We start from the raw sequence: 19312 nt of genomic DNA on the forward strand, positions 1-19312 counted from the left end.
TCAATATACGGTATAAATAACGCTGTTAATTCCAAGGGTTATGCTGACTGACCAGGATCGGTTCCATCCAGTCGACATTCAACAACCAGCTGTCCAGGGCATTGCCCTCACGGTTCATGCCCTTGGTTGCCAGGAAGTGATCGCTGTCGGTTTCCTGCCTGCCTAGATAAGCATGGCTTGCCGTGGCATTGGAATTGATGATTTCGTAGATCTCATGGAGCCGGATAAAATACACGCCCCATCGGTACGGGCAGGTGCCAAACCTGTCATGCACGTTATTGACCCAATTGACCCAAAAGAAGATCCCGATATTTTCGTAGATTTCTTGGTACCGGGCGAGATCCTTGGAATTGAAGGTGACGGCTTTTTCGGGCGGGATGCCGGATTTTGATTTCGATCTGAAAAAGGGGGTTTCTTGGGTTTTGAGGTCGCAATAACCATAACCAGGCACCCACAAGTCAGCGGCGTATTTGCCTTTGGGCGTCGCCGTCTTTTCCGGGTTGGCCCACAGGGTCAGGTGGCTTTGCTCGTTCATCATCTTGATAAACCGTTGTTCCCGAAGCTCACCTTCCTTGCAGTAGCGCGCCTTGTCCTGCGGATCGTGCACCCGGTAGTTTCGCAGGGCATCCATCAGGACATTTCCATCGAATCGGTCATTGCCGCCTTCGCGGCACTGAGGCTGCGCTCCAGCTTCTCACGAAGCTCAGAGAGATGGCTGGAGAGATCTTCGATTTCGGTTTCGGCCTCGATGTCGACTGCGTCCTTGCGCGGCATGGCGCGGCCCATGGATTTGCTGTAGGAGATGCTGACTTTATCCCCAAAACGCTTCTGGATCATGGCCAAGGTTTTGGATTTGCGGCTGATCGGCAGTGCTGGCACATCGATCAGGTCACCCTCGGCATTGCGCACGGCTACCTGCAGGTTACCCTCCTCGCCATTGGAGTCGTGCGCAGACATCAGGCCGAGCACGGAGGCGATGCTGGTTTGCTCAACGATGATGGTGCCAGGCTGAGTGTCCACGAACGATTCCAGCGGCTGTACGCGGTCAATGATCAGCGACGCACCGTTGGTTTTCGGGTTGATGCGCACCACACCATGCATGACCACCAGGTTGTCCGGGGTCATGAAGGCCTGGTATTCGTGGTAAGGCTTGTTGAAGATCATGCAGTCCAGCTGGGCCGTACCATCATCGAGTTTGAAGAACGCATAGGTGCCCTTGGAATTGCTGCGCGGGTCTATGTCGCTGATCAAGCCTGCCACGCTCACGTGTTTGTACTTGTTGCGAGCCTGGGGATTTTCAACGGTGTCCTGCTCAGCGCTTTCGGCGATCTCGATGAGTTGTGCCGTGAGCGAGTTCTTGAGGCTCTCGCGGTACCTATCGTAGGGATGTCCGGTGAGGTATAGCCCAAGTACTTTGCGCTCCCCTGCCAAGCGCACTTCGTCATCCACCGGAGTGAACTCCGCCCGTGGCATGACAGGGATTTCCATGTCGAACAACATCCCCTGATTGGTGTTTTTGCGCACCTGCTTGCCGGCAGCCATCGCCAGCGGGGCGATCTGCAACAGTTCCTGACGCACTATGCCGGTGTAGTCAAACATGCCAGCATGGATGCAGGCGTTCACGGCGGCAGAACCCACTTTGTTACGCTGGTTGAAGTCAACGAGGTTGTGGAACGGGCCGTTCTTCTTTCGATCATCCAGGATGATTTTGGCAGCCGAATCACCAAATCCCTTGATCGCCCCCATGCCATAGACGATTTCACCGTCATGGGTGGTGAAGCTCCACTCGGACTTGTTGATGTCCGGGGTGCGGATAGTGAGCCCCATGTTTTTCGCTTCATGGAGAAAGCGCACGACCTTGTCCGTGTTGTCCATGTCTGAAGACAGTACGGCGGCCATGAATTCCGCTGGATAGTGGGTTTTTAAATAGGCGGTCTGGTAAGCGATCAAGGCATAAGCAGCAGAGTGCGATTTGTTGAAGCCGTAGCCTGCGAACTTTTCCACCAGGTCAAAGATGTTGCCAGCCAGGTATTCGCTGATTCCGTTCTTGACGGAGCCTTCAATGAACCCACCGCGTTGCTTGGCCATTTCCTCGGGCTTTTTCTTGCCCATGGCTCGACGCAGCATGTCCGCGCCACCCAGGGTATAGCCAGCCATTACCTGGGCGATCTGCATAACCTGCTCCTGGTACAGGATAATGCCATAGGTGGGTTCGAGCACAGGCTTGAGCCCCTGGTACTGGAAGTTCGGGTGCGGATAGCAGAGTTCGGCACGCCCGTGCTTGCGGTCAATGAAGTCATCGACCATGCCCGATTGCAGCGGGCCAGGGCGGAACAGCGCCACCAGGGCGATTAGGTCTTCAAAGCAGTCGGGCTGAATGCGCTTGATCAGGTTCTTCATGCCACTGGATTCCAGCTGGAAGACCGCCGTGGTTTCGCAGCGCTGGATCATTTCATAGGTGGCTTTGTCGGCAAGGTCGATGGCATTGATGTCAAGTGCATCAATCCCTTCTTGGCGGCGTCGGGCATTGATGCTCTTCATCGCATGGTCAATGATGGTCAGGTTGCGAAGGCCCAGAAAGTCGAACTTCACCATGCCCACCTTCTCGACATCATCCTTGTCATACTGGGAGACCAGGCCTGATCCGTCCGGTTCGCAGAGCACTGGGGTGTAGTCGGACAGCTTCGTCGGGGCAATGACCACGCCGCCTGCGTGCTTGCCGGTTTGCCGAGTAACACCTTCGAGCTTGGTGGCATGGAACCAGACGTTTTGCGACTCCTGGTCGGTCTCCAGCAGCACCTTGAGCGTCATGTCGCGAGCGAGGGCCTTTTCGAGGGTGATGTCAGGTTCCTTTGGAATAAGGTTGGCCAAGGTGTTGCCAACCCGATAGGGGTAGCCGAGGGCCCTGGCAACGTCTCGCACCACCATTTTGGCCGCCATGCTGCCGAAGGTCACGATCTGCGACACCGAATCATGGCCATAGGCGTTGGAAACATATTTGATAACCTGGTCGCGTTTGTCCATGCAGAAGTCGACGTCGAAATCGGGCATCGAAACCCGCTCGGGGTTCAGGAAGCGCTCGAACAGCAGGTCGTAAGGCAAAGGATCAAGGTCGGTGATGCCCAGAGCGTAGGCGACCAGGCTACCAGCACCCGATCCGCGACCTGGGCCCACTGGAATGTCGTTTTCCTTCGCCCAGCGAATGAAGTCGGCCACAATCAGGAAGTAGCCGGGGAAGCCCATGTCGTTGATGACCTTGAGTTCGAAATTCAGGCGATCCTCATAGGTTTGTCGTTTCTCGGCGATCGCCTCGGGGGTCTTGAAGTTGTACCGCAGTCGCACTTCAAGGCCTTCGATGGAGGACTTTCGCAGGTAGTCCGCCTCGGTCATCTTGTTCGGCGCCGGAAACGCCGGCAGGAAGCTCTTGCCCAGGGTCAAGTCCACGTTGCACATCCCGGCAATTTTCAGCGTGTTGGTGATCGCCTCTGGAATGTCGGAAAACAACTCAATCATGTCTTCAGATGACTTGAGGTACTGGTGTGGCGTACAAGGGGCATTCAAGTCATCCCGCAGTGCCCGCACCGTACGACCCTGGGCAATCGCCAGACGCACCTCATGGGTACCGAAATCGGCGGTGTCGAGGAATCGGGTCGGGTTGGTCGCGACCACCGGCAAGGCGTGTTCAATGGCGAGGTTGACGGCCTCACGCACATAGCGATCGTCAGCGACGTGACCGATCCGCTGCAACTCGATGAAGAAGTTGTTCTGGAACAGCAGATGATAGTCCGCCAGGGCCTCTTTCACGGCAGGCATGCGCTGACTCATCAGCAGACGGCCAACTTCGCCTTCTCTGCCTCCAGAGAGGGCAATCAGATGGTCGGTTTTGCCATCGAGCCACTCCAGCGGTATGACTGGATGGTTGTCCTTGTCACGGGGTGCTTCGGTATAGCCACGGGAAATGATTTCACACAGGGCGCGGTATCCTTCGCCGTTGCGGCAGTACAGGCTCAGCGTTGAGGACGGGTAGCGCGGCGTGGAAACCTTGATCTCGGCGGCAACGATGGGTTTGACCCCTTTTTCCATCGAGAGCAAGTAGGCCTTGACGGTGGCAAACAGGTTGCTCGGGTCAGTGACGGCGATGGCAGGCTGCCCAAGCTCTTTGACCCTTGCCATCAATGGTTTGACCCGCACCAGGGAGTCATGCAGGGCATATTCTGAATGAACGGAAAGGTGGACAAAACTCACGTGGCAACTCCTGGCGCTGTCATTTGGGCGGCTTGCTTCGACCCGGCAATAATCGATTTTAGCATTAATTGACTTTCTTGAGGCAACCAATATACTCCGAAACCGATACGACGTATTTGGAGTTCCTCGCCCGTGCAAGCTACCCCTGATTACCAATCCGCACCCGCCATCAATTTCAATGGCAGCGCAGAGCCGCTCGAAAAGGCATTGCTCTCCACCCTGCTGGACAGCCCCGAGCTGTACAAAGGCATTGCCGAGATCATCGAGCCTGAGGACTTCATCAACGATTCGGCGCGGCAAATCTTTGCCTGGATCGTGTATGAGAGCAAGCAGGGCCGGAGCATCGACATTTCGTTGGCCATGAGTCATTTCTCCCAGACGCCACGGCTGTCGAGCTATCTGATAGAGGTGGGAACGGTCTTCCCAAGCCAGGATTCAATCCGGCGTCATGCCGAAGAACTGCGCGACCTCAGCATGCGTTTCAGCATGATCGAGATGTTGCGGGAGTCGAGTCAGAAGCTGCTGCACGGGCAATTGCCGGTGGATCAAGAAATCGCCGTGTTAAGCAAAAGCCTGAATCAGACCAATGTGCGTCTGAATGCGGGCGGCGAATCCAACCAGAGCTACAAGGAAGTGGGTAAGGCATGGCGGGCGCGCTTGGCGGAGCGTGCGGAAAAGGGTGGCATTCCAGGTATTTCTACCGGCTTCCGGGATCTCGACCAGAAAACTACAGGGTACCACAAGGAAAACCTGATCATTGTGGGTGGTCGCCCATCGATGGGCAAAACCACCTTCTCGATGAACTCGATCGAAGACATCGCCGTCAACCAAGGTATTCCCGCGCTGGTGTTTTCCATGGAAATGCCGAAGGAAGACTTGTATGAACGCACCATTGCCAGCATCGGTGGTATTGACTTCGAAAACCTGCGCCTGGGTCGACTCAAGGCTGGCGACACGGAAAAGCTGCGCATCGCCACGGAAAAACTGGACGCCGCCCCACTGTACATCGACGACCAGCCGGCGCTGAGCCTCAACCAGGTAGTGGCTCGCGCCACGAAGGCCAAGCGCGACCACAATATCGGGATTATCCTGATCGACTACCTGCAATTGATGACGGTTTCCAAGCATTTCCTGGCCAACCTCAACGAAGGGATCGGCGAGATCAGCCGTGGCCTGAAACAATTGGCCCGTGATCTCAAAATCCCTATCGTCGTACTGTCCCAGCTGTCGCGTGAGCTGGAGCGACGCCCTGACAAGCGCCCGATGAACTCCGACTTGCGCAGTTCCGGTTCGATCGAGCAGGATGCCGACCTGATCCTCTTTGTGTACCGGGATGAGGTGTACAACCCGGAAACCGAGGACAAGGGTGTCGCGGAAATCATCATTGGCAAGCAGCGCAATGGCCCACTGGGGACAGTTCGCCTGGGCTTTGCCAATGGCCAGTCGCGTTTTGAAACCATCGACCAGGGAGGTGGTCAGCCAACTACCCTGCCGAAGGTGTCACGCACCGAACGGGTGAAGCATGATAAGGAGTCCATCAGCCTGGCCTCCCATCATGGTCAGCAAGCCGCTGAGAGTACTCCAACCGTGGACTCTTCAGGCCAGGAACTGCCGCTTGATCCACAGCAGCCTTATCCGGACATTCCATTCTAAATGATCAGTTTGACCGTATATTGGCATAGATGAGACAATGGAAAAAAACAGAGACCTGCCATGAATCTTGATGAAAATGCCCTTGACATGAATGTGGAAAGGGTGTTAACGTTCGACGCCGAGACAACAGGCCTGCATCCAGATGAGGGCGACAAAATGGTGGAGGCTGGTTTTTATGAGATAATCAACCGCAAGCCCACCGGCAGGTTCCTGCACCTGTATTTTGACCCAAAACGCGACGTGCCCGATGAAGCCAAGGAGGTGCATGGTCACTCCCGCGATGACTTGGTGCGGCTGTCCGGCAAGCGCATCTTTGCGGATCGGGCTCAGGAGATCATCGACTTCATTCGAGGCGCCAAGCTGGTTGCGCACAACGCCAAATTCGATACCCGCTTCTTTGACATGGAATTTAAGGCAGCAGGCCTTAATCCCTTGTCAACCTATTGCGAAGGCATCATCGACAGCCTGGCAATTGCTCAGCGCTTGTACCCCGGTCAGCGCAACACCCTGGATGCCCTGCTCAATCGCCTGGTGGGCAAAGACAACTACGAGCGTGAACTCCACGGCGCATTGCTGGACGCCCAGCTGCTTTCGCAAGTCTACCTGATCATGACTGTCGATCAGAAAGGCCTGGAATTTAACGAGCGTTCGTTGACCAAATCTGGGCCAAAACTGACCCCTGCCCGTCTGCAAATCCCTGCGGGTGAACTGGTAATCGCCCAACCTTCCGACGTTGATCGTGAGGCTCATGCCGCCATGCAGGCGCGGATCAGAAAGAGCTCGGGTGGTAGCTGCATCGAATTTGGCTTTTGATTATAAGGGTCAACAAAAAAACCGCACATTGGTGCGGTTTTTTGATGCCGGTAATTGCTGGTCAGTTGATTTCAACGTCACCCGCGTCGGAATTGTCGCAGCAAGGCGTGTTAGGGTTCATGTCATCCTTGGCGCAGTATGGGATGTACTCGCCCGGATTATCCGCACTTTCCCGTACGTTCGAATCGCCCGCGACAAAGGAAATACCCAGGGACTTGTTGGCTGCCACGCAGACATTATCCCCGACTCCGGTCTTGAACACTTCGTTCTCACGGGTCGACCAGTTCGCACCATCCTGGGGAATCGTGGCCAGGTACTTGGGCACGAGGACTTCGAGGTTGGTCTCGGTGTCCATGTACAGGCCATCATTACGGGCAATCAGGATGGCGCCGCGAATTTGGGCAGCCTCCTGAATGTATTTGGTGGCCTGGGACTTTGCCGCACTATCACCGCTTTCCCCCATATAATGGATGGTGCCGAAGGTGATCAGAACGGTCAGCACAATTGCAATCAGTATGATGATAATCTGGAGCATGGGTTTTACCCTTCTTATTGTTTTTTTATAAATCGATTTTTTCACACACGCTTGGCAATGTCAAAACCCTACAATTTGAGTTTTTTGTTACCAAGCTCTTACAACTTTTAGTTATTAATTAAAAACTTCCGAGATCAGTTTTTCTGCCGATTGGAAGCCAGGCAGGTCTTTGCCATCCTTGGTGAAGACGTTCGGAGTGCCTTGCACATTGAAGACATTGCCCAACTCGTAATGCGTAGCGACCGGTGAGTCCATGCGTTTGAGGTCAGCTGGCAAGGCAGCGCAGTCGGCCACAGGCACCCTGAAGCCTGCATAGGCATCATTCATCGCCGCTTGTTGATCAGGTGAACACCACACGTTATCGAGGTTTTGCTGCGTCACACTTTTGCCACCATTGCCATTGAGCCTTGCCATGTCCCGAGGGTAGAGCAGGTAATGGACGGTGATGCCTGCAGCGTTAAGCTGAGGGATCGCCGCATGCAGTTTTTGGCAGTACGGGCAGGTCGGGTCGGTAAACACGTAGATGGCGGTTTTTTCCTGGGGCGCCTTCCAGTTGACGGTAAAGCTGTCCGGGATTTTCGACAGGGCGTTGGCGATTTGCTCACGCTTCTGGGCTGCTGGCATGGCTGTTCCGTCATTGTTGAAGCCCACTTTGGCCATGTAGCCTGGCGGTGCAAGCCGCCCTGCCATAGGCGCAGCGGGCGCAGCAGGGGCAACTGTCGGCGTGGGCGGCACGGATGTCGGGGCAGATGGGGTTGTTGCAGGAGTCGTGGGCTTACTCGCAGCGAATACGACTTTACCCTGGGCTGCAACCACGGCTTGTCGTTCTTTGATTAATTGCCCGAGGCGTGCCTCGTCGATCTGCCCAGGCGATTGTGGTGCTACCGCCTGCTCGGCTTTGGCTGGGGTCACTGGCAGCGGGGTGGTTTGCAGTTGGGCTCCAGCTGGCGCCACGTTGCTTGCATCCGCGAACATAAATTTGTAGGTGGCCGCCAGGCACAAGACAATGAACGCGCCTTTGGCGAGGTCATTCATCAGCTGGCCGCGAGGTGCTTTTTGTGCGGTATTGTCCGGCTCTTTATCCAGAGATTTCGGTTGCATGAGGCAAAACCCTGCGTAGTGTTGATAACAGTCAATATACAGCTAAAGCGCTATATTTGATACTGGCTTCGCGGCTGTTTAGGCGACGGCGAAGTCATGACCTTTTTCGAGTTGGAAGTGGTGGCGCAGCACGTCGACCAGCGAGAGAAAGCGATTGCGCCCCATGACAAACTCTGGGCGATCCTGGTTCCAAGGCTTGTCGATCAGGTAAACTTCATCGACCAGGCGTGCGGCTTTCATCTTGTCCAGGTTGGGCGGATAATCGTCCACCATGATTTCAAAGCCTTCCGGGTAGCGCCCCACCACGGCCTGCGCCTTGGAAAGCCCTTCAGGCACGATAATGAGGCCATCGGAATACAGGTCGTGCTGATTTAGCCATGTCTCCGTGAGTTTCTGGCCAGATGGGTGATAACCGCGAGACGTGACCAGCACAACATCTCGACCTGAGGTTTTTATGCGCCTGAGCGCCTCTTTCACACCTGGGTAAGGGCGCATTTGCTCCAGGAGCTTCTCTTCGATGATAACCTCAAGGAATTGCTCCACGGTGATGCCATAGAGCCCGGAGATGTTGAAGGTCGACCAGGCCGCGACCGGGATTTGCTTGTTGAATCGCCTGTTCAATACAGGGTTCATGACTTCAGAGAGGTTTCCCAGCACGTCGTCGACATCGATGGCAAAAGGCTTTTTCATCAGAGCTCCTCCAAAAGGAATCAATATATAGCATAATGCTAGTCGAGCTTCAATCTGGGCTTGTCTGGCCATATTGATAATATTGAGTCACCAGCTGCTCAGCGCCTATGATGGTGACATAGCCTCTTTTGAACGTGAATGCCATGCAGCAAGATGTCAGTGAATCCCTCTACCTGGTCGACCTGGGAAGTTCCCGTGACGTTGATGTCGAGATGGGCATCAACGAGCCCTCATGGGAGGAATTCAAGGCCGAAGTGATGCGCCACCGGATCCGGGATCGCAAGGATGGCCCTGGCTACATTCCTGTCATGATGAAGCTCAAGGAAGATTGGGTGCTGCAGGTGTCGCAAAAAGGCACCAAGCACTACCGTGCCGATATCAACACCGAAGCGCTGACGGTGCTGGTGATCGACATTGACGAGCCTGGCGCACTGGAAACCGGTGAACAAATCTTCGAGGGCTACGAGTACATCGTGCACTCCACGCACAACTTCACCCCGGAAACGCCGTGGAAATACCGCATGATCGTGCGCTTGGCGCAGCCAATTGAGGTCGCAAACTGGCCTGCCTGCTTTGAGGCGTTGAAATCCAGGATCGACCTGGATCCTTCGTGCTGCAACCCTTCGCGCTTTTACTACTACCCCAGCCACTCGTCGGCCTCCAATATTGCGCCAAAATCCTTTCACCAGAAGGGCAAGGCCATTACCGAGCAGGACATTCTGGCCCTGGGCAGGGACGTGGCCAAAAAGGTGCGCATCTCCCCGCTCACCTCGCGCACCCTGGGCACGCTGCCCCTGGCTCAGTCCAGGGCCAAACGCCATTTTTCAGGGAACATGGTGGCGCACTACGACGCCCTTCCACAAACCGTCAACCAGCGCATGGACAGCTTCATGGAGCGCCATGCCAAATCCATCGTTGATTTCGAGTTGTCGCCACACTCACGTCACAATTTCGCCTTGTCGATCACCAGCCGGGAGTATTCGGTCATGGGGCCGCGCACTGACATGCGGCGACTGCTTGACCTGATGTTCTATTGTGCTTCGCGACATGGCACCCCACTGGAGTCTGGAAACAACACCCTCCAGGAAATTCCAGGCATGATCGTCACTGCCATGCAGAAATATGCACCGGAAGCGCTGGATAAAGCCCAGGCAGACCATGGCGACAACTTTGCTGTGTGGATGGCTGAAACGATCGATAAATCGCTTAAGAGCTATGAGTTTGTCGGTTTCGAGGAGACCAAAAAGGCCGAGGTCGAGCCGCCTTCAGATATGTATCTGGTGATGCGCGAGCGACACAAGAGCCTGCTGCGCGAATTCCTCGCCGAAGGTTCTTTGCAGCGCCTGGTCGAGCAGGTGTTGCGCCACGAACTGGCCAGCGATTCTCCCGATTATTCAAACATCGCGAGTGCGCTGTACCGCTACCAGCTCGGCTATCTGACAGCAGTGATCAAACAGCCGAAAGACGAGGCTCACGAAAATCTGAGTGGCCACATCAAGGGCGTCTTGCAGAGCATTCAGCCCCGCGAACTGGGCATTGATGACAAGAAATTCGCCTTCGCTCGCAGCGCCCTGCTCGTTGAAATAGCCAAGAACAAACCTGCCGCAAGGCCTAGCCACGATAACAATAACGAACCGGGATTGTGAGATGCCACAGACAAACACCCTGCAGGTTGCAGACAGCGCCTTGGACACTGAAACCCTGCCCTCAAATGAGGTGCAGTCACGCTTGACCGCCGGCCTTTCTGCGCAGGAAGCCTGGGGCCTGGTGTTCAGCAATGTTTTCAACAGCGAAACTGCTTCGGCGTCCTTCGACATTCTGGTGGAATCGCTGACCAAACCAGTGCTTGATGACTCGACCACTCCCCTCGAACGTGCAGTCAAATCCAGCACTGGGGAGCGCATGGCCTTTGTTGCCAAAGTGTTCGAGAAGGCGGTTTCGCAGCGCAGGATGGATGTATTCCCAGACGGCTCGATCGGCAAGATGGCTTTGGTGGCAGGGAACGTTCAAGGGGCGCTGGACGCCGCCAAGGCCAGTCCGGAGTTGCACAAAGGCATGCGTGATAGCCAGCAGGTGACGTTGTTTGTTCAGGCCATGATCCAGGGCGAGGTGGGGCTGATGAACAGCCTTACCTGTCGGGCGAACGATGTACCACTTATTGACCCTTTCTATTTCAACAAGCAAGGCTACAACTACCTCTTCAGCTACCTGAAAAAGGCGCCTGAGCCAAGTCTGGCCGTCATTCAGGCGTTTTCTCAATGCCTGATTGAAAGTAAAAACCTTGGCGACGAATCCGCCAGTTTGTACCAGCGCTACCTCTCGGCCTCGGATCCATATGGCAAAACGGCGCTTCATATCCTTGCCATGAGAATGCGGGAAGAGCGACTGAAAGATGAAACGTTCGTCGACATTTTCTCCTGGTTCAATGACCGAATCGACATCAACACCCCCGACAACACCAATGATGAAACAGCCCTTCACGTGGCGTCGCAGTTCAACCGCGTTGAGGTCAACCAGGCGTTGATCAAGATGGGCGCCTTGCTCGAATGGGTGACCCACAATGGTCGAACCCCGCTGAACATCGCAGCCTACCATGGCCATACCGAACTGGTGAAAGCCTACCTGGAGTACGACATCAAGGCGGCAAACATCGACCCAGGGCTTAAACAAGGTGTTGCCGATGGCCCCAGGTACCGCGTGCCGCTCGTAGCAGCAGGTAAACATCACTGGGGTGCATTGGCTCAGTACCTGGCCTACAGCAGCGAAGGCGTCAATCAGCATGAAGCAACCAGTGACGCCCATACACCGCTGATTCTGGCGGTCAAAGCCGTGGATCACGCGGCGGTCACCGCCTTGATCAAGGCTGGTGCGGACATCAACATCACCAACGGCCATGGGTACAGCGCCGTGCATTATGCCGCGCATCAGTTCACGGGGGTGCTCGGTGATGCGCCTCAACGGATTTTGTTCGACCTGCTGGCTGAGGGTGGGTCGCTGGCCATTCCGGACAATAACGGCAACACCCCACTGGACATCATCATTCAGCGCTCGGACATCGATTCCAGCGAGGAACTGTTCTACTCCATGAACATTAGCCTGCTCAGCGAGTGGGTGTTCAAGGGTGATCGCGAGAAAACTGAGCAGTTCCTGGATCAAAGCGAAGCCCTGTCGCATGCCAGCCAAGGTGTGCTCAGAGAAACGCATCCGTTGGTCAAGAAGGCTGAAAAATGGCTCGCGGCTCAAGAGGAAAACCTGACGGAGGAGAAACAGGGCAAGGCCAAACAGGCTCGTTCGGACTTGATTGGCATCCTGGTGGATACCCTCAGCTACTCCGGTGTTCTGCTGAGCCTGGCTGACGTGGAGGTGAACCCCACGATCAAGAATCTCTTTGAGCTGGTTCCTGAACACTATCAGATTCCTACCTTGGGTGCGGCGGGCTTTGTGCTGGCCTTGGCCAGGGCCACGGAGTTTCGTGGTGACATGCAGAAATTCAAGAACATCGGGTTTGCTGCCGACGCGCTGGCAGGCAAAATTACCCGGAATATCCTCAAGCCGGTGGCCAATGCCATTGTCCGCTGCACGGGTGACCATGGCCCCTTGAGCCATGTCTACCGCTATTTCAAAGGGATGCGCGACAGCTGCAAGAGGGTTTCGATGGCCTGCAAGGCATTTGTGCAAGTGCTCAAGCGCAAGGATCTGAAGGGGGCTAGTCCCGCCGAGATCGTCAACTGCCTTGATCAGGAGGTGCTCAATGCCGTGGGATCTATGACGCACCAGGATTTTCAGAAGTTTCGCGGCCAGGCCAGACTCAATGCCCGCCAGGGTCAGCAGGACTACGATTCACCTGGATCGGGACGTTAATAAAATGGGGCCTGCGGGCCCCAATTTTTTAGATGTGGATGACAGGACTGTCGGGCTCTGGATCCTTGGCCAACTGCGTGGATGCACTCAAGAGCGCCCAGAACTTGGCCCCTGAGGAAGCATTCACGTAGTGCTGTTCGAGCAGGCTTGCCAGGTCTTGAGCAGACCATTGGGTGATGGCGGTACGTTTCACGGGTTGTTCGGTGGGTGGTATCACCCCTGTGGCGCTGATGGACTCAAGGGTGCGAATGGCTTGCTCCAGGCGACCAGGCGCCTGAAGATTGGACAGCACCAAGCCCCAGGTAGTGCGCTCAGGCCAAAGCATTTCCTGCTCCAGCATCACTTTCAGCCGATTGGCATGAGGCAGGTAGTTCACCTCGCCTTTCTTGGCCTTCTCTTCATCGAGCCGACCAAAGAAACGCGACATGATCACCGGCATGTCGGCATCAATGTAGACCGAGAGAAACGGCAGGTTGCGCTTGGCCGCGATCGCCTGCATCGAGATGACCCCTTCTGGCTCCAGAATCGGCAGGACAGACATTCCCTGGCTCAGGATGCGTTCGACTTCGGCGGCAGAGGTGCCATACATCGCGGTATGCGAGGCTTCATACTCCAGCAGCTCATCATTGGCAATCATGGCGTTGAAGGTTTCCGGGGTGACAAAGTGATAGTCGACACCATCCACCTCGCCTTCACGCATGGCTCGTGTTGTTACACTCACCGGCTTTCGAAATTGTGGGTGATCCCCCATGGCCTTGGCAAAGGTGGTTTTGCCACTGGTGCTCATTCCGCTGAGTGTGACGATCATGCTCATTGTGGGTTTCCTCTGCTTGGGCTCAGAATGGAGCGGGGTCTGTTGAAGGGTGGTTTTTGGGGGTGGTGACGGTTTCATCCAGCATGGCCAGAGTGCTTCCAAATTCAGCCCTGAACCGCCCAATGGGACTACTCAGATCCTGTTTGGGGAGGCCTTGGGTGCGAGCGGACTTCATGGCCAGTTGTTTCGCGGCCTCTGCCGCTTGATCCAGGCGTAGCGTCAGATCAGGATCCTGCAGGGCTTTGAATTGAATTTGCAGGGTAAAGCGACCAGCAGGAAACTCGTTGATCGACAGCGCAAAAGTGCCTTCGAAACGATCGCCCACAGGGATCTGGCCATCTTCGATGCAGTTAAAGCAAATGGCCGGGAACTCCACACCGGGATGATCTTCGAACTCAACCAGCATCTTCAGGTGCTTTTCCTGCAGCGGCCAGGGTGATTTACGGCGTTCATCGCGGATCAACCTGAATTTGGCATGGAATTCAGGCTCAGGGAAATGCTGCCCCCAAGGCCCCAGCTCTTCGATTTGCCGACAAAAATCCATGGTCATGTGTTGGGGACTGACGTCTTTGATATCGACATGCAGGCTGCCGATGATCTGCTCCTGGGTAAGCTCCTTGGCTACTTCGGCATCAAAGATTTGTGTGAACTGGGCCAGGTGCTTCAGTGGCACCGATACGCCGGCAGCCATTGCATGGCCCCCAAACTTACCAAGGATCTCCGGGTGCATCTTGTTGATCTTGTCGAGGATGTGCTTAAGGTGCACGCCAGGAACCGAACGGCAGCTCCCCTTGGCGTCCTTGCTCATCAGGATTTCTTCCTGAGCTGCGATTGTTTCAGCAGGGGCATTTGCGAGAATGAGCTGATTCAGTGCTTCCCGCTCCTCTGCCGCCGCCGCACTGTCGGTCATGCAGATGATGGGGCGGTTGATTTTCTCTTTGATGCGGGAGGCTACGATGCCCACCACGCCGGCATGCCAGGTCGGATTGTGCAAGACCACCCCCATGCGATCGAGGAGCTTGTGCTCATCAATCAGTACACCGGCATCGAAAACATGGTGCTGTTCGATGTCGCGTCGCTGAAGGTTCAGGTCATTCAGGCGAGAGGCGATTTCATGAGCCTTGGCTTCGTCCTTTTCCAGCAGGCACTGAATGCCCACGGTCATGTCATCCAGGCGACCTGCGGCATTAATCCGTGGGCCTACGGCAAACCCCATGTCAGAAGCTACAATCTTGGACGCATCGCGCTTACCGATCTGCAGCAGTGCCTTGATGCCCGGTCGCGCCAGGCCCTCCCTGATTCGGCGCAAGCCTGCGCTGATCAGTATGCGGTTGTTGCGATCCAGCGCCACGACATCCGCGACGGTGCCCAGCGCCACCAGGTCAAGCAGGGGGGCGATGTTTGGCACCTCTTTGCCCTGTTCGGCGAAAAACCCCTTGTCCCGCAGGTGTGCGCGCAGGGCCATGATGACGTAGAACATCACCCCGCAGCCGGCAATGCTTGGACTTGGGAAGTTGCAGAGTGGCTGGCTTGGGTTGATGATCACGTTGGCGTGTTCAGGCAGGCCCTTGTCGCTGGGCAGGTGATGGTCGGTGATCAGCAGGTCGCAAGGATGTCCTGGGATGACGGTACCATCCGGGCATACGGTATCTTCGCCCAGACGGCGTACCGCTTCGGCACCCTCGTGGCTGGCAATGCCGTTGTCGACCGTGACTATCAAATCCGGCGCCAGCTCGCCTGCCAGCTTGGCCACGGGTGGGGAAAGCCCATAACCATGCACCATTCGATCTGGAATGATGTACTTCACATCCTTGGCGCCCAGCAGCTGCAGGCCTTCTACGGCAATCGAGGTGCTAGTTGCGCCATCACAATCGAAGTCGCCCACAACCACGATGCGACTGCCACGGCGAATATGCTCTTCCAGCAGCTCCACCGCCTGCTGCATGTTGTGCATTTCGCTTGGATTGATGAGTCCTTTTAGCGGGTATTTCATTTCATCCATGCTCTGAATGCCCCGGTTCTGCAATATCCGGTTAATTAGAGGGTTCGGATGGATTTGAGCATCCGTTTGCGGCGGACGCTCCAAAATCGGCTTGATACCAAGGCTCATGGACGATAATTTCCTGTTCTCAATATAATCATTATTCAATATAAAGACGCCCCACCACAAGGGCGGGGCGACATTTGCCTCAGGCCTCGATCATGCCGACACGGCGTTCAGCGCACCGGTCGTGATGGTGGACTTCTCCGTGCTGGTGGCGGCCAGGGCGCGGAGGTAGTAGGTGGTCTTCAAGCCTTTGAGCCACGCCATCCGGTAGGTGAGGTTCAGTTTCTTGCCGGAAGCGCCGGCAATGTAGAGGTTGAGCGACTGCGCCTGATCAATCCACTTCTGACGGCGGCTTGCCGAGTCGACCAGCCAACGCGGTTCGACTTCAAAGGCGGTGCGGTAAAGCTCTTTCAGATCGTCCGGAACACGGTCGATGTTTTGCAGCGACCCGTCGTAGAACTTCAGATCGTGGATCATGGCATCGTCCCACAGCCCCCGCGCCTTGAGGTCGTTCACCAGGTAGGCGTTGATGAGGGTGAATTCGCCGGAGAGGTTGGATTTCACATAGAGGTTCTGGTACGTCGGTTCGATGGACTGCGATACGCCGGTGATGTTGGCGATGGTCGCGGTCGGTGCGATGGCCATGATATTGGAGTTGCGAATGCCCTTCTTGACCATCTCGCGCACGGGCGCCCAGTCGAGGGTGAAGCTTTCATCCTGGTCGAGGTACCGGGCCCCGCGCTCCTCACGGAGCATGGCAATCGAGTCGATCGGGAGAATGCCTTGCGACCACAGCGAGCCTTCGAATGTTGGGTAGGAGCCGCGTTCCAGTGCCAGGTTGTGAGAGGCGATGATGGCAAAGTAGCTGATGGCCTCCATCGACTCATCAGCAAATTGCACGGCAGCCTCAGAGGCATAAGGACGCTTGAGCTTGTACAGGGCATCCTGGAAGCCCATGATGCCCAGGCCGACAGGGCGGTGCTTGAGGTTAGAGTTACTTGCTTGCGGCACCGAGTAGTAGTTGATGTCGATCACGTTGTCGAGCATGCGCACGGCGGTATTGATGGTGCGTTGCAGCTTGGCGGTGTCCAGCTTGCCATCAACGATGTGGTTCGGCAGGTTGATCGAGCCCAGGTTGCAGACCGCGATTTCGTCCTTGTTGGTGTTCAGAGTGATCTCGGTGCACAGGTTCGAACTGTGTACCACGCCCACGTGTTGCTGCGGCGATCGGATGTTGCACGGATCCTTGAAGGTCAGCCACGGGTGACCAGTTTCAAACAGCATCGACAGCATTTTGCGCCACAGATCATTGGCTTTGATCGTGCGGTAGTGTGTGATCGTGCCGTGCTCACCGGTCTGCTGCTCATACTCCTGATACCGTGCCTCGAATGCCTTGCCGGTCAGGTCATGCAGATCAGGCACATCCGAAGGACTGAACAATGTCCAGAAACCGTCTTCAATAACCCGTTTCATGAACAGGTCTGGAATCCAGTTCGCACTGTTCATGTCATGGGTGCGACGGCGATCGTCACCCGTGTTTTTGCGCAGCTCCAGAAATTCCTCAATGTCCAGGTGCCAGGTTTCCAGGTAGGCGCAGACAGCACCTTTGCGCTTGCCACCCTGGTTAACCGCCACCGCTGTGTCGTTGACGACCTTGAGGAACGGCACCACCCCTTGCGACTTGCCGTTGGTACCCTTGATGTACGAACCCAGGGATCTGACAGGCGTCCAGTCGTTCCCCAGGCCGCCCGCGAATTTTGAAAGCATGGCGTTGTCGTGGATCGCGTGGTAGATCCCTGACAGGTCATCCGGGACGGTGGTCAGGTAGCAGGAGGACAGCTGAGGGCGCAAGGTGCCGGCATTGAACAGGGTTGGCGTCGAGGCCATGTAGTCGAACGAAGACAGCAGTTCGTAGAACTCAGCGGCACGCACGGTTGGGCTGTCTTCCTCCAGCGCCAGGCCCATGGCCACACGCATGAAGAACACCTGGGCGCGTTCGAAGCGCTGGTTCTCATGGTGCAGGAAGTAGCGGTCGTACAGGGTTTGGAAGCCCAGGTAGGTGAACTGCAGGTCGCCTTCGGGGCGGATCAGGTTACCCAGGAATTCGATGTTGAAACGACCGTCAATCAACCGTGGATCAAGGCGTTCGACTTTGACACCAAACTCCAGCGCGGCGGCGAGATCATCAGCGTAGCTGCTACCCTCCGGGATGCCCATACACTGGCGGCTTTCAACCTCAAGCTCCATCCCCAGCAGGCGCGCCGCGACATAGGAGTACTCGGGCTCACGCTCGATCATGGTGCGGGTCGTCATGACCAGTGCCTTGAGCACATCACCCCACTCGGCATTTTCGAACAGGTTCTTGATGGCTTCCTTGGCCAGGTACTGCGCGGACACACCCGGCAGGTTTTGGCAGGCGCCGGCCAGATAGGCTTCCAGAATATCGGTGGTCAGGGTACCCGGATTGCCCTTGGCATCAACATAATTGATGGTCAGAACCGGCGACAGCTGGCGACGACGACTGCGCTCTTCTCGGTACAGGATATAAGCGCGGCAAGTTTCGTGTTCGCCCAGGGCCATCAACCCCTTCTCAACCAGATCCTGAATTTCTTCAACGCCAATGGTCGGGCGGTTTTCAGCGGCCTTTTGCACACCCTCGACAATACGGGTGGCGATGTCCTGCAGGCGTGAGGATTTTTTGAAGTCAGTGCCCAACGTGGCTTCGAAGGTGGCGGCCACGGCGTTGCGAATGCGCTCGCCATCAAAAGGCATTTTGATACCAGTGCGCTTGATTACAGCTGTCATGATCTTACCTGCTTAGATGCTGAGCCCCGGCTTTGCCGGGGCGGTTTCGAATGTGGTGGGGTTTCTGCTTACCCCATGCTTCACGCTAACACGTGCCTTGGGAGGGTTGTCAATTTACATCAAAACCGAGGTGGCGGGTAGCTTATTTGAGCCCTCTGAACATAACTCGGAAGGGCTTCCAGATGCCGACTCCTTGATCCTGGGCAGCCTTCTGGGCGTCCTTCATCATCTGGTGCTCCAGTTCGGTGATGCCAAGGAAGCTCTCCTCGCGCCTGACCAACCCTTTTTCAATGAGTTCTACAGCCATGGAGTGGCCCTGCAGGTCGATGGCGGAACAAAATGGGATTACGTAATTGGCGTAATTGCCATAGCACCTGAGCTGGTAATTGCCATTGAGCAGGGTTTGACGGATATCAGCCCGCGCACTTTCGTCGAATTCGTCGTGGGACAATGCGATCCCACCCTCCTCGCCCGACTCGATGCCGGCAAGCTTTATGCGCAGGAGCAACGGCCTTCTCACGACGTAGGCGGTTGACATCTCATCGGCTTTCTTGCGCACAAGATCGGTGAACCTAGGGTCTGGCTCAACCCAGAAGGTCAGATCCTTGTCCGCCTCAATCACGGTGCCTTCGAATATGAATTCGTCTGCGAATGGCCGCCATGCTCCTCTGTCACTCGTAGCCATATTAGCGCAAACGATGGTTGGTAGCATTGCCGCCATGAGAAAACTGAGTACTTTCAGCATGAT

The 19312-nt window shown here is 55.9% G+C and carries 12 protein-coding genes and 1 pseudogene; 4 read left to right on the forward strand and 9 right to left on the reverse strand.

What is annotated here, in order from left to right:
- Positions 1 to 25: 25 nt before the first annotated feature.
- Together ACLCGK_RS03065 and dnaE are read right to left on the reverse strand one after the other, a co-directional pair.
- The gene (locus ACLCGK_RS03065) at positions 26 to 631 is read right to left on the reverse strand and encodes a hypothetical protein (RefSeq protein ID WP_056799993.1); all 606 of its coding nucleotides are present in this window, start codon (positions 629 to 631) and stop codon (positions 26 to 28) included.
- Positions 631 to 4245, reverse strand: a complete 3615-nt coding sequence (gene dnaE, locus ACLCGK_RS03070; RefSeq protein ID WP_410951255.1) for a DNA polymerase III subunit alpha — start codon at positions 4243 to 4245, stop codon at positions 631 to 633. The genes ACLCGK_RS03065 and dnaE overlap by 1 nt, the downstream gene beginning before the upstream one ends.
- A gap of 132 nt (positions 4246 to 4377) precedes the next feature.
- On the opposite strand from dnaE, the gene dnaB reads away from it, so the two are divergent.
- Together dnaB and dnaQ are read left to right on the forward strand one after the other, a co-directional pair.
- Positions 4378 to 5898 (forward strand): replicative DNA helicase, encoded by a 1521-nt coding sequence (dnaB, locus tag ACLCGK_RS03075; RefSeq protein WP_410951256.1) that lies wholly within the window; start codon positions 4378 to 4380, stop codon positions 5896 to 5898.
- A 60-nt stretch (positions 5899 to 5958) separates the two neighbouring features.
- A complete protein-coding gene (gene dnaQ, locus ACLCGK_RS03080) occupies positions 5959 to 6711 on the forward strand; it encodes a DNA polymerase III subunit epsilon (RefSeq protein WP_410951257.1) in 753 nt (250 codons plus the stop codon).
- A 61-nt stretch (positions 6712 to 6772) separates the two neighbouring features.
- On the opposite strand, the gene ACLCGK_RS03085 is transcribed toward dnaQ, so the two are convergent.
- From ACLCGK_RS03085 to ACLCGK_RS03095, 3 genes are all read right to left on the reverse strand, one after another.
- Complete coding sequence (locus ACLCGK_RS03085; protein ID WP_410951258.1) at positions 6773 to 7246, reverse strand: hypothetical protein; 474 nt, start codon at positions 7244 to 7246, stop codon at positions 6773 to 6775.
- A gap of 114 nt (positions 7247 to 7360) precedes the next feature.
- The gene (locus ACLCGK_RS03090) at positions 7361 to 8347 is read right to left on the reverse strand and encodes a DsbC family protein (RefSeq protein WP_410951259.1); all 987 of its coding nucleotides are present in this window, start codon (positions 8345 to 8347) and stop codon (positions 7361 to 7363) included.
- Between the two features lie 78 nt (positions 8348 to 8425).
- Positions 8426 to 9037 carry a 5' nucleotidase, NT5C type gene (locus ACLCGK_RS03095; protein WP_410951260.1) on the reverse strand — a complete coding sequence of 204 codons (612 nt, stop codon included), beginning with the start codon at positions 9035 to 9037 and terminating at the stop codon, positions 8426 to 8428.
- 143 nt (positions 9038 to 9180) lie between these two features.
- Between ACLCGK_RS03095 and ACLCGK_RS03100 the strand changes: the two genes are divergently transcribed.
- Complete coding sequence (locus ACLCGK_RS03100) at positions 9181 to 10683, forward strand: DNA primase (RefSeq protein ID WP_410951261.1); 1503 nt, start codon at positions 9181 to 9183, stop codon at positions 10681 to 10683.
- A 1-nt stretch (position 10684) separates the two neighbouring features.
- Positions 10685 to 12898: an ankyrin repeat domain-containing protein gene (locus tag ACLCGK_RS03105; protein WP_410951262.1), complete on the forward strand. Its 2214-nt coding sequence runs from the start codon at positions 10685 to 10687 to the stop codon at positions 12896 to 12898.
- A 28-nt stretch (positions 12899 to 12926) separates the two neighbouring features.
- Here ACLCGK_RS03105 and ACLCGK_RS03110 read toward each other — a convergent pair whose 3' ends face one another.
- The 4 genes and pseudogenes from ACLCGK_RS03110 to ACLCGK_RS03125 all read right to left on the reverse strand — a co-directional run bounded on the left by ACLCGK_RS03110 (position 12927) and on the right by ACLCGK_RS03125 (position 19309).
- A complete protein-coding gene (locus ACLCGK_RS03110; RefSeq protein ID WP_410951263.1) occupies positions 12927 to 13712 on the reverse strand; it encodes a guanylate kinase in 786 nt (261 codons plus the stop codon).
- Positions 13713 to 13734: 22 nt separating this feature from the next.
- Entirely contained in the window at positions 13735 to 15822 is a 2088-nt protein-coding gene (locus ACLCGK_RS03115; RefSeq protein ID WP_410951264.1) for a single-stranded-DNA-specific exonuclease RecJ, read from the reverse strand.
- Between the two features lie 93 nt (positions 15823 to 15915).
- Positions 15916 to 18564: pseudogene (locus tag ACLCGK_RS03120) on the reverse strand (ribonucleoside-diphosphate reductase subunit alpha); the annotation flags it as partial.
- A gap of 142 nt (positions 18565 to 18706) precedes the next feature.
- Positions 18707 to 19309: a thermonuclease family protein gene (locus ACLCGK_RS03125; RefSeq protein WP_410951265.1), complete on the reverse strand. Its 603-nt coding sequence runs from the start codon at positions 19307 to 19309 to the stop codon at positions 18707 to 18709.
- Between the last annotated feature and the right edge of the window lie 3 nt (positions 19310 to 19312).

The sequence above is a fragment of the Pseudomonas sp. S1(2024) genome (assembly GCF_046557535.1).

What these genes read in the sequence shown, in the direction of transcription:
- ACLCGK_RS03095 (WP_410951260.1), bottom strand. Translation starts at nt 9,037, where the DNA reads ATGAAAAAGCCTTTTGCCATCGATGTCGACGACGTGCTGGGAAACCTC.
- ACLCGK_RS03100 (WP_410951261.1), top strand. Translation starts at nt 9,181, where the DNA reads ATGCAGCAAGATGTCAGTGAATCCCTCTACCTGGTCGACCTGGGAAGT.
- dnaQ (WP_410951257.1), top strand. Translation starts at nt 5,959, where the DNA reads ATGAATCTTGATGAAAATGCCCTTGACATGAATGTGGAAAGGGTGTTA.
- ACLCGK_RS03105 (WP_410951262.1), top strand. Translation starts at nt 10,685, where the DNA reads ATGCCACAGACAAACACCCTGCAGGTTGCAGACAGCGCCTTGGACACT.
- ACLCGK_RS03115 (WP_410951264.1), bottom strand. Translation starts at nt 15,822, where the DNA reads ATGAGCCTTGGTATCAAGCCGATTTTGGAGCGTCCGCCGCAAACGGAT.
- ACLCGK_RS03125 (WP_410951265.1), bottom strand. Translation starts at nt 19,309, where the DNA reads ATGCTGAAAGTACTCAGTTTTCTCATGGCGGCAATGCTACCAACCATC.
- ACLCGK_RS03110 (WP_410951263.1), bottom strand. Translation starts at nt 13,712, where the DNA reads ATGAGCATGATCGTCACACTCAGCGGAATGAGCACCAGTGGCAAAACC.
- ACLCGK_RS03090 (WP_410951259.1), bottom strand. Translation starts at nt 8,347, where the DNA reads ATGCAACCGAAATCTCTGGATAAAGAGCCGGACAATACCGCACAAAAA.
- ACLCGK_RS03085 (WP_410951258.1), bottom strand. Translation starts at nt 7,246, where the DNA reads ATGCTCCAGATTATCATCATACTGATTGCAATTGTGCTGACCGTTCTG.
- ACLCGK_RS03065 (WP_056799993.1), bottom strand. Translation starts at nt 631, where the DNA reads ATGGATGCCCTGCGAAACTACCGGGTGCACGATCCGCAGGACAAGGCG.